The following is a 13,269-nucleotide window of genomic DNA, read 5'->3' as shown; positions in this document are numbered from 1 at the left end:
CCTCTCTGGTTGCGTCGCTCCATTATATGATGGATGCTTCGTTTGCCCTTATCCTCGAAAGGAACCCATATGATTGATGCGTGCCCCGATTCCGCCGTGCTCTTTTTTGACGTGGACGGCACGCTGACGTCGTTCGATCCCGACGATATGACCGATAAGGACTTTTCGGCGGTTCGCCCCTCGCAGATGGTCGTCGAGGCGTTTCATCGTCTGCGCGACGCGGGGCACAAGGCGTTTATCTGCACGGGTCGCCCCCTGTGGCTCATCGCGGACAGCTTGCGTGCGCTCGACCCCGCGGGTGTCGTTGCCATGGCGGGCGCCACGCTCGAGGTCGAGGGCCGCGTGGTGCATGAGGACTGCTTTGGCGAGGACGTTATCGAGGAGCTTGCACGCCGTATGGCCGCGGCAGGGATTGAGGCCTTTTTCGAGACCAACGTGGCTACTTTTGCCCTGGAACCCGCGGGTGTTGAGCAGTCGTCTCTGATCGGCACTTCTGTGGCGCACAGCACCGAGGAGATGCGCGTCGACGGCAGTCTGCGCGTGGGCAAGGTAGGCATCGTCGCGAGCGACCTGGCTCGCGTAGCCAACGATGATGGCTTTATCGATCGCGAGTTTGAGCTGTGCAACACCGGTGGTCAGAATCGCGAGCTGAGCCCCAAGGGCATCGACAAGGGCGTGGGCGTGGCGCGAGCGCTGGAATACCTGGGTCGCACCGGCAACGCGCGCACCTTTGGCTTCGGCGATTCGGGTAACGACCTGGGCATGCTCGCTGCGGTCGAGACGGCTGTCGCCATGGGCAACGCCATGCCTGAGGTCAAGGCGGTCGCCGACTACGTGACCGACGACGTCGCGCACGACGGTACCGTCACAGCGATGCAGCATTTCGGCCTCATCTAATGAATCCCGCGTTCTGACGTTTGCCTAAACTGCGGCTCTTTGCTTTTGCATGCTCAATCGATTTATCAAACCAAACACTAAAGCGTTTATACCGTTCGCCGAGAAGATAAAAACCCGCAGTTCACGCCTTGATAAACATAGGTAAAGTGTTTAGCAGTTTATCGGCCGCATGCTAACGAAAGGAATCAGGCAGATGGCAATCAAGGTGTTCGCTGACGGTGCAAACCTCGAGGGCATGCTCGACATGTACGAGAACGGCAACGTTCAGGGTTTCACGACCAACCCGTCCCTTATGAAGAAGGGTGGCGTGACGGATTACCGCGCGTTTGCCAAGGAGGTTCTGGCTCACATCACCGATGTGTCCGTCTCGTTTGAGGTCTTTGCCGATGACGTCGAGACCATGGAGGTCGAGGCCCGCGAGATCGCTACCTGGGCCGACAACGTCTACGTCAAGATTCCGTGCGTGACCACCAAGGGCGAGTCCACCGCCGAGCTGGTCCGCAAGCTTTCGGCCGATGGCATCAAGGTCAACGTCACCACTATCTTTACGCCCGAGCAGGTCGACGAGATGGTCGAGGCCGTTGACGCCGAGACGCCGTCCATCATCTCGCTCTTTGCCGGCCGTATCGCCGATACCGGCGTCGATCCCATTCCGTTTGTGACGGAGTCGGTCAAGAAGGCCGCCGTCAAGCCCAACTGCGAGGTCCTGTGGGCATCCACGCGCGAGCTCATCAACATCTACCAGGCCGAAGCCTGCGGTTGCCAGATCATCACGGTGCCTAACAGCATCCTGGCCAAGCGCAAGAACATCGGCCGTGATCCGTACGAGGTCTCGCTCGACACCGTCCGCGGCTTTGCCAAGGATATCGCCTCGCTCGGTTTCCATATCCTGCCGTAACGCGAACACTGGCTGCGCTGCGAGTTGTTCGCCCCGGCCTTTCCTTTCCCTATCGCTCACGCGCTTCGCGAGGGTCGCGCTAGGCAAAGGAAAGGCCGGGACTGCCGACACGAACTTGCCGGTAGGCTGGTGATTGGCTTCCATATTCTGCCGTGGACAAAGGTACCCCCGCCTGCGCCGTGCAAAACTGAGAGTATTCAGCAAGGTAAAGGCTTTTACCAGCTAGCTGAAGCACGGAACAGCCCCCGTTTTGGCTCTGACGACGCTAAAACGGGGGCTGTTTTTTGCTTTTTCGTCTCTGAGGGGGGTGGCGCGCGCAGACGTGGTGTAAGAGCGTCCTGAGGTCCGTCGCTGCAAGTCCCGATATTACTCCTTCTTGAGGCCGCGCCTCTCGACTATCTCGTCCACTATCTCCCTGGCGCGCCGCCCGAGCGCGCGGCGCCTCCCCTCTGTCGGGGCCGGCCTGTCCGCGGGCTCGGCGAAGCCCTCGGCGGCCGAGGCCTCGGAGAACACGCGCTGCTGGGACCACTGTCCCTCGGTCTCCATGAGGCTCGCGCACGTCAGGCGCAGCATCGACTCCCTCGAGGGGAAGGACTGCACGACCCTGTAGCGGCGCTTGATCTCGCGGTTGGCGCGCTCCTGGACGTTGTTGGTGCGGAGCTTGGCCCAGTGCGCCCTGGGGAAGGCCGTGAACGCCAGCGCGGAGTCCTCGGCCTGCTCGAAGACCTCGCCGGCCCTGGCGGACACCGACGCCACCCAGGGCGCCGCCTCGGCCCACACGCAGCGCGCGAGGTCGGGGTCGTCCTGGTAGACCGCGGCGTGCACGAGGTCCCTGACGGCCGCCTTGGAGTCCTCGGGCCTGCCCTGTTAGCGTCAATCTATTTTTCACCAGTTTCGCTAAACAGGCGTGCCGTTCGCGCAAAGGCGGTTTCACCGGTTGCGCTAACGTATTTTCACCGATTCCGGTCACGGCTTGACGGGACCGTCCCTCGGCAGGTCCTTCAGCCTGTAGGACCTGCCCGTTATCTTGACCAGGTGGCAGTGGTGGCACACCCTGTCCGCGATCGCGCTCGCCGCCACGTCGTCCCCGAACACCCTGCCCCAGCCGCTGATCCCCACGTTGGTGGTGATGATCGTCGAGCGCTGCTCGTAGCGCGTCGATATCAGCTGGAACAGCAGGTCCGCGCCCGCGCTACCGACGTCGAGGTAGCCGAGCTCGTCGATGATCAGCAGCCTCGAGTGGGCGTAGTACTTGAGCCTCTTCTTGAGGATGCCGCGCGACGAGGCGTCCTCCAGGTCCTCGACGAGCCGGGCGCAGTCCACGAACCTGACCTCGCGCCCCGCCCTGACCGCCTCGATGCCCAGCGCGACGGCGAGGTGCGTCTTGCCCACGCCGGGGCTCCCCACGAACAGGACGTTCTCGGCCCGCTCGACGAACCTCAGGGTCGCGAGCTCCTCGATCTCGGCGCGCGGGACCGACGGCTGGAAGTCCCAGTCGAAGTCCGCCAGCCCCTTGACGTAGGGGAACCCCGACGACCGTATGCGCTGGCTGGTAATCCTGACCTCCCGGGCGGCGACCTCGACGCGCGTCATCTCCTCGAGGGCGGAGGCGAAGCCCCGCTCGCCCGCGGCGACCATCCTCACGTAGTCGGGCAGGGACGCCGCCATCTCGTGCAGCCCGAGCGCGGAGAGGTTCGCCTGCGCCCTGATCGAGGGGCTACCCTCCGCGACGGCGCCCATCACGCCCCTCCGAGCGAGTCGAGCAGCGCGAGGTTGGCGCGCGCGGCCTCGGCGATGTCCGCGTCGGCCAGGCCGCGCTTCCCCTCGAGGGCCTGCCCATAGTGGTCGGGGTCGTAGTTGATGGGCCTCGACGGCCCGGACGCGGCGTCGTGGACGGCGACCTCCTCGCCGGCCATCCTCACCACGACCTGGCCGCCGGGCATCGCTATGACGCTCACGCGCCGGCCGATGCAGCGCCTGGGCACGGACCACTCCCTGCCGGCGGCCCTGACGAGCATGGTCGGCGGGACGGTCTGGACGCTCACGTCGCCCACCATCGACTCGAGGAGACGGAGGTTCCCGATGGGTCGCAGGCTCTCCTTCTCCCGCATGAACAGCGCGTCAGGCGGCAGGCCGGTGGTGCGGTTCGGCTCCGAGTTTGCCTGGGCCTCGATCCGGGCCACCGCCTCGGCGAGGCCGCTCCACCCGGTGAACTCGCCGCCGTAGGCGAGCAGGCGGTTCAGGAAGCGGTTGGCCGACTCGTCCTTGCCCTTGGTCTGCGGCGAGCGCGGCGCGCAGAGCCTGAGCTCGAAGCCGGCCTCCCGCGCGAACCGCCACGCCCTCTCCTGCCTGGTCCTCCTGCGGCCCGAGACGGTCACCAGGCACGACATGTTGTCCGTGATGCACTCCTCCGGGACGCCGCCGAGGCGGGTGAAGGTGGCGAGCAGGCAGGACAGCAGGTCGTCGAGCGTGCGGCTCCTGACCGGTATGAAGCGGTGCTTCCGGGAATAGCCGAGCGTCGCGGTGAACACGCTGAACTCGAAGACCTCGCCCTCCGAGTCGACGAGCCTCATGCCCTCCTTCCAGTCGAACTGCAGCTGCCTGCCCGGGGGCGTCTCGAACCGCGGGTGCGGCTCGCGGCCGCCCACACCCCCGAAGGGCACGTCGCGGCCCCGGCACCATGCGGTGAAGGCGCCGTACCCGGGCAGCCCCTCCCCGCGGCCCTCGCGCAGGAACGCGTACACGGCCATCTTGGTCATCCCGGGCAGCTGGGCCTTCGCGCGGATCACCTCCTCGAGCGGGTCGAAGGCGCTGCCCCTCGCGGACCTCCCGTCGGCGGCGGCCTCGCCCTCCCGCCAGTACTTGGCGACCGTGTGCCGGTCCATGCCGTGCCTCCTCGCGATCTCGCTGAAGTTCGGCTTCGCGCCGGACCCCCTGTAGACGTTCAGCTCTCCCATTACGTTTCGCTCCATATCCCGCTCCTCCCGGGTCGGATACCCGATCGGAGCATAGTTCCGTTAGCGCAGTTGGTGAAAGTACGTTAGCGGGGTCGGCGAAAGCGCGTTAGCGCATTCGGCGAGATGCGTTTGCGAAAGTGGTTAATTTTAGATTAGCGCTAACATGCCCGAGCAGGCGCTCTGGAGGTTGCGCTGCAGGTGCGTCACGCAGCGCTGCCAGGCGCAGCCCTGGAACAGGCGCGAGACGGCGGCCACGAGCCCGGCGTGGCTGTCGGAGACCACGAGGCGAACGCCGGCCAGCCCGCGCTCGCGCAGCCCGCCGAGGAATGCCGCCCAGGAGTCCTCGCTCTCGGTGTCGACCACGTCGCAGCCCAGGAAGTGCTTGCGCCCGTCGGCGCCCAGCCCGATCGCGGTCACGACGCCCTGCGAGACGACCGACGAGCCGACCCTGCAGCTCATGTAGGTGGCGTCGAGCCACAGGTAGCAGCACGGCGTGCCCGACAGGTCGCGGCGGCGGAACTCCGCCACCTCGGCGTCGAGGTCGGAGCAGAGGCTCGAGACCTCCGAGCTCGACAGCGAGGATATGCCCAGCCTGGACGCCACGCGCTCGACCTTGCGGGTGGATACGCCGCACACGTACATCTCCTGCACGATGGCGGCCACCGAGGTGTCGACGCGCGACCATCGCGCGAGCATGCCCTCGGGGTAGTAGGTGCCGTGCCTGAGCTTGGGTATCTCGAGCTCCACGTCGCCCACGGCGGTCTTGAGCGACCTGGGGCGGTAGCCGTTGCGACTGTTCTCCCTGCCGTCACTGCGCTCATTGCGGCTCGCGCCGCACATCTGCTGGGCCTCGGAGTCCATCAGCGCGTTCATCACGCCGCCCAGCACCCTGCACGCGAACTCGCGCGCGTCGCCGCACTCCTGCCAAAGCCTCGCCGCCTCGAGGGCCTCGTCGCGGCCGAGGCGCAGTACACTCTCTTCTTGGGGCATCGCCTTTCCTTCCATTCGTCACCTTCATTACTCCAACGACGAATTCTAGGCGGTGTCCCCTCCCTTTCAAGAAAGGGCGGAGGCGGGGCATGCCCCGCCTCTTACACCACATCTCTGTGCGCTACCCTGAGGGGCATCAGGAACGGTGGAATTTGCAGAATACTCGCGATTTTGCACATCGCTACAGGGGGTACCTTTGCTTTGGCGGTTTACTTGCCCTGCACCATGGTGAGCGAGATCTTCTTGCGGTCGCGATCGACCTTTTCGACCCACACCTTGACCGTGTCACCGACGCGCACGACGTCGCTGGGGTGCTTGACAAAGCGGTTGGCCAGCTTAGAGATATGTACGAGGCCGTCCTGGTGCACTCCCACGTCGACGAAGGCGCCAAAGTCGACGACGTTGCGCACCGTGCCCTTGAGCTCCATGCCGGGCTCCAGGTCGTCGATGGAAAGCGCCGAGCGGCTAAAGACCACCTCGGGCGCGTCATCGCGCGGGTCGCGGCCGGGCTTCTTGAGCTCGTTGACAATGTCGACGAGCGTGAGGGTGCCGCAGTTCAGATCGCTAGCCAGCGTTGAGATGCTGCCCAGACGGCGCTCGATGTCGGGCACGCCGCCGCGGCTGAGCTCGCTGGCTTTAACGCCGGCGCGTTCCAGGACGGACGTGGCCACCTCGTAGCTCTCGGGGTGGACGCTTGTCGCGTCGAGTGGGTTCCTGCCGCCGCTAATGCGCAAAAAGCCCGCGGCGTTGAGATATGCCTTGGGTCCCAGCTTGGGGACCTTCTTAAGCTGGCGGCGATCGGTAAAGGCGCCGTTTTCCTCGCGGTAGGCCACGATGTTTTTGGCCACGCTCGGCGTGATGCCCGATACGTATCCCAGCAGACTTGCGCTCGCGGTGTTTACGTCGACGCCCACGCGGTTGACGACGTCCTCCACCACGTGGCCCAGGGTGCGTGAGAGCTCGGCCTGGTCAAGGTCGTGCTGGTACTGACCCACGCCGATGGACTGAGGCGGAATCTTAACGAGCTCTGCCAACGGATCCTGCAGGCGGCGGCCCAGGCTCATGGCGCCACGCACGGTGACGTCCAGGTCGGGGTATTCCTGACTGGCGAGCTCGGAGGCGGAGTACACCGACGCGCCGGCCTCATTGACGATGGTGTAGCGAAGGCTGGGCGCCTGCTCGGCAATGAACTCCGAGACGACTTCCTCGGTCTCGCGGCTGGCGGTGCCGTTGCCGATGACGATGGTGTTGACGCCATCCTTCTTGACGAGGCGGGCGAGCTCGCGCTTGGTGCCGGCGACGTCGTGGCGCGGCTTGGTGGGGTAGACCACGCCGTGGTCGAGTAGCTTGCCGGTCTCGTCCATGACGGCGACCTTGCAGCCGGTGCGGTAGCCCGGGTCGAGCGCGAGCACGCGTGCGCCGCGCACGGGACGTGCCGAGAGCAGGCCCTCGAGATTCTTGGCAAAGACGTTGATGGCCTCGGTCTGCGCGCGAACGGTGAGCTTGGCGCGGGCTTCGCGCTCCAGCGAGGGGGCCATGAGGCGCTTGTAACCGTCAGCGATGGCGGCGTCAAAGACGGGCGCGAAGACGCCCTGACGGCGGGGTCAACGGCTGCCGAGGCGTGCCGTGGCGGCAGCACCGTCGACGTTCACGCGCACGCGGAGCTTGCCTTCGCGCTCACCGCGGTCGATAGCCAGCACGCGGTGGTTGGGTATACGGCGCAGTGGCTCATCATAGCTGTAGTACGGCTCGTAGGGAGTCTTTTCGGCGGGGTCGGTGGCCTCGACGACGATGTCGGCGGTGTTTTGCGTAAAGGCGCGCAGGTCGGCGACGTTCTCGGGGTCCTCGGCTACCGTCTCGGCCACGATGTCGGCGGCGCCGGCGAGCGCCTTCTCGGGCGTGTCGAAGCCGGCCTCCTCGTTGACGTATGCCGCGGCGGCGTCGAGTGCGCTGCCCTTGGCCGAGGCCTGCATGATGACCATGTTGGCGAGCGGCTCCAGGCCGGCCTCGCGGGCCTTTTGCGCGCGGGTCATGCGCTTTTTGCGGTAGGGCTTGTAGAGGTCCTCGACACGCTGGAGCTGCGTGGCCTCGCGAATCTGCTGTTCGAGTTCGGGCGTGAGCTTGCCCTGGGCGTCGATGAGCAGAATGACGTCCTCTTTGCGCTGCTCAAGATTGCGCAGGTAGGACAGGCGCTCGTCGAGTGCGCGCAGGGCGACGTCGTCCATGCCACCCGTGGCTTCCTTGCGGTAGCGCGAGATAAAGGGAATGGTGTTGCCCTCGTCGATGAGCTTGACGGCTGCCTCGATGTTGTCAGCCTTAAGGTTGAGCTCGCGGGCGAGCTGGGCGATAAGATCCATGGGACTCCTTGCGTTTAAGGTGCGTTTGCAGCACAGGGCTACCAAGGATACCACCCGTCCCAAAAGACTGTTTTGGGCCCGCGTCACGAAAACGGCCTATCTACTACGTTTAACCCATATGGGTCGACCATTCCCCGGTTTTCAGAGAATACGCAAGCCGTCTACCTGCGGTTTTTATTTCGCGAAATTCGGCATGGTTGAGGGCGATCGGTTAAGCGTAGTAGATAGGCCCATTTCGTGGCGAACGAATCAAGCCGAGGTGCAAAATAGCCCCCGCCCCAGAAAAATCGTCGGCAAGGTAGCAAAATGCCCCGCGGGCAGGAGGCTGCTCGCGGGGCAAAGAAGAGGGGCTTGTTGGTGACGGACCGAAGGGTTCGGCATGGGGTTTCTGCCGCGGTCGCTCTTAAGGCATTACAGCTCGACGAGCTGGCCGGTCTCGGCGGCCTCCTTGATAGCGTTGAGAAGCGTGAGCGTCTTAACGTTGTCGGCGGGGGTCACGACGGGCTCGACCTCGCGGCGGACAACCTTCACAAAGTGCTTGAGCTGCATCTTGTGCGGCAGTGCCGGGTCGACGGCCGGAATCTCCATCTGCAGCGGCTTGTGCCAGTTGGAGGCGCCGTCGTAGGAGAACTGGTGCAGGCGGGGCAGCGACAGGGCGCCCTTAGTGCCGCCGATAAAGTAGGCGTCGGCGTCGAAGGGGCGGTACTGCGGGTCCTCGCGAGCGGTTGCCTCCCAGTTCCAGGGGCTGGCGGTGGCGTCGGAGATGGTCATGCTTGCGAGCGCGCCATCGGCAAAACGGACGTTGACCACGGCGGAGTCCTCGGTCTCAAAACCGCGGGCGGCGCTGGACTGCATACCCTGGACGGCAACGGGCTCGCCCAGCAGGTAGCGGAGCAGGTCGACGTCGTGCACCAGGTTGACCAGGATCGGGCCGGCACCCTTCTTGCGGCGCCATTCGACATCGAAGTACTCGTCATTCTTATAGATCATGTAGTGGAAGCTCGACACGGTGAGCTTGCCCAGCTCGCCGGACTCGATGATCTCCTTGGCCTTGTTGACGAAGGGGTTGTGGCGACGGTGCTGACCCACGAGCACGGGCACGCCGGCGGTCTCGGCCTCGGCAGCGAAGGCCTGGGCATCCTCCAGGTCGTTGGAGATCGGCTTTTCGACCAGCGGCACGATGTTGCGCTTTACAGCCTCGCGGGCAACGCCCAGGTGCAGGTCGTTGGGGGTGGCGATAATGACGGCCTCGGGCTTGACCTCGTCCATCATCTGAGCGGGATCGGTGTAAAACGGCACGCCGGCGGCCTCGGCCGTGGCGCGGGCGCCCTCAAAGGCGTCGGCGATGGCGACGAGCTCGGCCTCGGGCTCCTCGGTGACAAAGCGGATGTGGTTGCGGCCCATGGCGCCGGCGCCGATAACGGCAATGCGGACGGGGTTGAGCTCAGACATTTCGACTCCTTAATACTGGTGACCGGTGGAATGCGACAAAGGGGCTGTCCCTTTGTCGCATCGGTAAAACTAGGCGGACTTCTTCTTGCTGTCGGAGACCATCATGTAGACGGTGAGCACGACGGCGATGGCGGCGATCACAATGGCGCCGTAGAAGGACTGCTGGTAGGCGGCGCTGCCGGCCTCGGCGTGATACAGCACGGCGGTGATGGGCTGGCTGATCCAGGTGGAAGCGGCATAACCCAAAAACATGATGCCGTAGTTGACGCCGATGTTACTGGTGCCAAAGGCGCCACCGGTGAGCGGCGGGTAGATGACGAGCAGAGCGCCAAAGCTAAAGCCGAGCAGAGCGAGCGCCACAAAGAACATGGCCTGCGTAAAGCTCATCGACATGATGACGAGTGCGACGATGGTGACGACAAGGCTGATGAGCAGCGACTTATAGGCGCCGAGCTTGTCGATGATCTGGCCAAAGGACAGACGGCCGACCAGGTTGGCGCAGGTGTTGACGGAGACCACCACACCGCCGAGGGCGACGGCCGCGGCGCTCGTGGGGTCGGCGAAGAGCTGAACGGCGGCGATGGAGGCAACCTTGCCCACGAGCAGGGTGCCCGCGGTGGCGGCAAAGGCGAAGGTGACGATGAGGACCCAGAAGCGCGGGGTCTTGACCATCTCACCCGGGGTGAGGTCGCCGAAGGTGCCAGCATGCGCGCCGCCCTTGGGGGCCTCGAAGCCCTCGGGCAGCCAACCGGCCTCGGGGGCCTTCAGGAACAGGGCGGAGGCGGCGATCGTCACAAAGAAGATGACGCCGAGCGCCTTAAGGGCGCCAAAGATGCCCAGGCTCGGGATGAGCAGCGAGGCGAGCACCGGGGACAGCACGGCGGGACCGGCGGTCGAAGCGGCCAGGGTGATGCCGGAGGCGAGACCCTTCTTGTCGATGAACCACTTTTGGCCGGTGGTGAGCGCGGGGTTGTAGCCCAGGCCGTTGCCGATGGCGGCGACGAGCGAGAACCACAGGTAGAACTGCCACGGCTCGGTGACGGTGCCGGACATGAACCAGCCCAGGCCGTAGCACGCGGCGGCGGCGATCACGACGTTGCGGGGGCCGATTTTATCGGAGATGCGGCCGGCGAAGATGCCCGTCACGGCCATGATGGTCTGGAAGACGGGGAAGGCCCAGGTAAGGGCGCTGGACCACTCGGGATAGACGGCGAGCAGATTCTTGCTCACGACGGAATACAGCGCGATGGAGCTGATGAAGAACATGGTGACGCACGCGGCGGAAAGCACGACAGCGCGACCCTTGTTGGAGTTGGTGGAAGCCATTGGACTCTTTCTAATCGATACGGGGGAGGAGCGGGCGTGTCCGCGGGACCTCCCTGCCAGGTTGGTTTACTGGTCGGTCGGCTTGGCGACACCGGACTCATCGGACCAAAGCTCGACACCCTTGTTCTTAAGGTAGTTGTCGGCATAGGCGCGACGGCCGCCGGGCTTGGCGGTGAGGTCGCCCATCATGTTGGAGAAGCCGCCGTCGACCTTGATGGCATCGCCGGTGGTAAAGTCCGAGCGCTTGGACGCCAGGAACATGACGGCGTTGGCGATATCGCTGACCTCGCCGATGCGGCGCGTGGCGATCAGACGGCTGCGGCTCTTTTCGACCTCGGGGTCGGCGTAGAAGTTGGCCGACATCGGGGTCTTAACGAAGCAGGGCTCGACGCAGTTGGAGCGGACGCCGTAGGGGCCCCACTCGGCGGCGAGCATCTTGGACATCATGTTGACGCCGGCCTTGGTGGAGCTGTACACGCCCGAGAACGTCTCGGGGGAGTGGCTGGCGACGGTCGAGATGTGCACCAGGCGGCCCTGGCCGGCCTTGATCATCTCGCGACCAAAGCGCTGCGAGGTGATGAAGTAGCCGGTGAGATTGACGTTGAGCACCTGCTCCCAGTCGCTTAGCGGCAGGTCCTCCATGGCGGCGAAGCGCAGGATGCCGGCGGTGTTGACGAGGACGTCGACGCGGCCGAAGTTGGCGATGGTGGCGTCGACGGCAGCCTGAACCTCGGCCTCGTCAGTGGCGTTCATCTTGTAACCCTCGGCGTGGATGCCAAACTCGGCAGCGAGGTCGGCGGCAGCGGCCTTGACCTTTTCCTCGTCCAGATCGAGTAGGACGACGTTGGCGCCATTGCGGGCGAACTCGCGGCAGATCTCGGCGCCCATACCGCCGAGCGCGCCAGTCACGGCGCAGACATCGCCCTCGAGCTTAAGCCAATTGCTCATAGGAACTTCCCTTCTTGTGCCTCCCGGTGGGTCGCTCCCATTAACCGACCCACGTGGTTTTCGCTGGTTATCGTATGCTTTGCATTTGCGCAGGTGAATTGCATATTTGTTAGAATGGCGTTAACCGTAGGTTTATACTGTGCGATGCAGTTTATTCTCAATTGAGCGCGTGACCTGCGAAAACAACCCCCCTGTGGCACCATGCGGTCACGGGCGCGAAAACGGGAGATTGACGTGTACGATCGACGACTTGAGGCCATATCGGCCGCCGCGGAGCTGGGAAGCTTCTCGCGTGCGGCGGCAAAATTGCGCGTGTCGACTCCGGCGCTCGTCAAGCAGGTGTCGGGCTTCGAGGCCGAGTTCGGCATCACGCTGTTCGAACGCTCGCACTCGGGCGTCAAGGCGACGCCGGCCGGCGCACTGCTGGTGGACGATGCGCGCTCGATCATGCGGCAGTCCGAGGACGCGCTGCGCCGTGCCCGGCGCGCGGCGGGCGATGGCGGTGCCGTGCGCCTGGGCGTGTCGATGATGTGTCCGGGGCGTCAAACGCTGTCGATGTGGACGGGCATCCACGATTTGGAACCGTCGCTGCGATTTGAGATCGTGCCGGTAAGCGATCTCTACGACGAGCGCGAATCCGTCATGCGCAGGCTTGGCCGCGAGGTGGATGTAGTGCAGTCGAGTTTTTCGACTCCGCGCTGGGGCGACACCTGCCAAAAGCTCCGCATTGTCAACGTGCCGTTTTATATCGACCTGCCGCGCACGAGCCCGCTGGCGCGCAAGACGCGCATCACGGTTGCCGACCTGGAGGGCAAGCGCCTGCGCGTGCTCCGTCACGGCAACGACGCTATGGACAGCCTGCGTATCGATCTGTTGGCCGACGGCGGCGTGGATGTGATCGACGTGGATAGCTTCGACTTTGCGCTCTTTAACGAGGCGGAGGAAAAGGGTGACGCGGTGCTCACCTGCGGAGCGTGGTCGGGGGTGCACCCGGCCTTTGTGGGCGTGCCGTTCCTGTGCGGCCGCGAGGTGCCAGTCTTTCTGCACTACCCGCTCGAGCCCACCCTCCAAGTCCAAAAATTCGTCAACGCCATGGCCCAACTCCTTAACTAGCTAATTTAGGACGGGGCTTTTTAGCTACTTTCGCCGCACTACCAGCACAATGCGAAAAATGATGCGAAAAATGACTGCAAATCGGTCACGCATGATTTTGCTTTTGCCCTGGGCTGGTTGTAGAATCAAAAAGCTTAAACGAACTACTTGTGCAGCTTGCGCGAAAGCTCGGGCTGCGGCTGGGGGGGGATGCGCCCGTGCAGGGTCCTTTCGGTCATATTGCGTCGATGCGCCGCACCTTTATGATGTTGGCAGCGGCCTTATGCGTGTTCGTTATGGCCGGGGGGGGGTTGCCCTCGCGCGCGTACGGTGACGATGGCAACCTTATAAC

12 protein-coding genes are annotated in these 13,269 nt (G+C 64.4%); 3 read left to right on the top strand and 9 right to left on the bottom strand.

All coding sequences use genetic code 11. The annotated features are described in order from the left end of the window. Window positions 1-69: 69 nt before the first annotated feature. Complete coding sequence (locus GXM19_RS07380; protein WP_006235660.1) at window positions 70-897, top strand: HAD-IIB family hydrolase; 828 nt, start codon at window positions 70-72, stop codon at window positions 895-897. Between the two features lie 193 nt (window positions 898-1,090). After that, window positions 1,091-1,795, top strand: a complete 705-nt coding sequence (locus GXM19_RS07375) for a transaldolase (protein WP_115596222.1) — start codon at window positions 1,091-1,093, stop codon at window positions 1,793-1,795. Window positions 1,796-2,161: 366 nt separating this feature from the next. On the opposite strand, the gene GXM19_RS07370 is transcribed toward GXM19_RS07375, so the two are convergent. From GXM19_RS07370 to GXM19_RS07335, 9 genes are all read right to left on the bottom strand, one after another. Continuing rightward, complete coding sequence (locus GXM19_RS07370; RefSeq protein ID WP_050766159.1) at window positions 2,162-2,620, bottom strand: transposase; 459 nt, start codon at window positions 2,618-2,620, stop codon at window positions 2,162-2,164. 141 nt (window positions 2,621-2,761) lie between these two features. Then, the gene (gene istB, locus GXM19_RS07365; RefSeq protein WP_006234495.1) at window positions 2,762-3,535 is read right to left on the bottom strand and encodes an IS21-like element helper ATPase IstB; all 774 of its coding nucleotides are present in this window, start codon (window positions 3,533-3,535) and stop codon (window positions 2,762-2,764) included. Further along, window positions 3,535-4,767 carry an IS21 family transposase gene (istA, locus tag GXM19_RS07360; protein ID WP_006234496.1) on the bottom strand — a complete coding sequence of 411 codons (1,233 nt, stop codon included), beginning with the start codon at window positions 4,765-4,767 and terminating at the stop codon, window positions 3,535-3,537. The genes istB and istA overlap by 1 nt, the downstream gene beginning before the upstream one ends. Window positions 4,768-4,899: 132 nt before the next feature. Beyond that, entirely contained in the window at window positions 4,900-5,757 is an 858-nt protein-coding gene (locus GXM19_RS07355; RefSeq protein WP_006235662.1) for an IS256 family transposase, read from the bottom strand. A 194-nt stretch (window positions 5,758-5,951) separates the two neighbouring features. Then, window positions 5,952-7,280 (bottom strand): helix-hairpin-helix domain-containing protein, encoded by a 1,329-nt coding sequence (locus GXM19_RS11330; RefSeq protein WP_006235663.1) that lies wholly within the window; start codon window positions 7,278-7,280, stop codon window positions 5,952-5,954. Between the two features lie 66 nt (window positions 7,281-7,346). Continuing rightward, complete coding sequence (locus GXM19_RS11325; protein ID WP_006235664.1) at window positions 7,347-8,099, bottom strand: Tex-like N-terminal domain-containing protein; 753 nt, start codon at window positions 8,097-8,099, stop codon at window positions 7,347-7,349. A 411-nt stretch (window positions 8,100-8,510) separates the two neighbouring features. Further along, window positions 8,511-9,551, bottom strand: a complete 1,041-nt coding sequence (locus GXM19_RS07345; RefSeq protein ID WP_006235665.1) for a Gfo/Idh/MocA family protein — start codon at window positions 9,549-9,551, stop codon at window positions 8,511-8,513. Window positions 9,552-9,620: 69 nt separating this feature from the next. Then, window positions 9,621-10,877 carry an MFS transporter gene (locus tag GXM19_RS07340; RefSeq protein ID WP_006235666.1) on the bottom strand — a complete coding sequence of 419 codons (1,257 nt, stop codon included), beginning with the start codon at window positions 10,875-10,877 and terminating at the stop codon, window positions 9,621-9,623. Between the two features lie 66 nt (window positions 10,878-10,943). Beyond that, window positions 10,944-11,825, bottom strand: a complete 882-nt coding sequence (locus tag GXM19_RS07335) for an SDR family NAD(P)-dependent oxidoreductase (protein WP_006235667.1) — start codon at window positions 11,823-11,825, stop codon at window positions 10,944-10,946. Window positions 11,826-12,059: 234 nt separating this feature from the next. Here GXM19_RS07335 and GXM19_RS07330 point away from each other — a divergent pair, with 234 nt between their 5' ends. Further along, window positions 12,060-12,938, top strand: coding sequence for a LysR family transcriptional regulator (locus GXM19_RS07330; protein WP_040359577.1), 879 nt, complete (start codon window positions 12,060-12,062; stop codon window positions 12,936-12,938). Window positions 12,939-13,269: the final 331 nt, after the last annotated feature.

This window comes from Collinsella aerofaciens ATCC 25986 (genome assembly GCF_010509075.1).
GTDB classification, from domain to species: Bacteria; Actinomycetota; Coriobacteriia; order Coriobacteriales; family Coriobacteriaceae; genus Collinsella; species Collinsella aerofaciens.
This window is presented reverse-complemented; position numbering and strand designations above follow the sequence as displayed.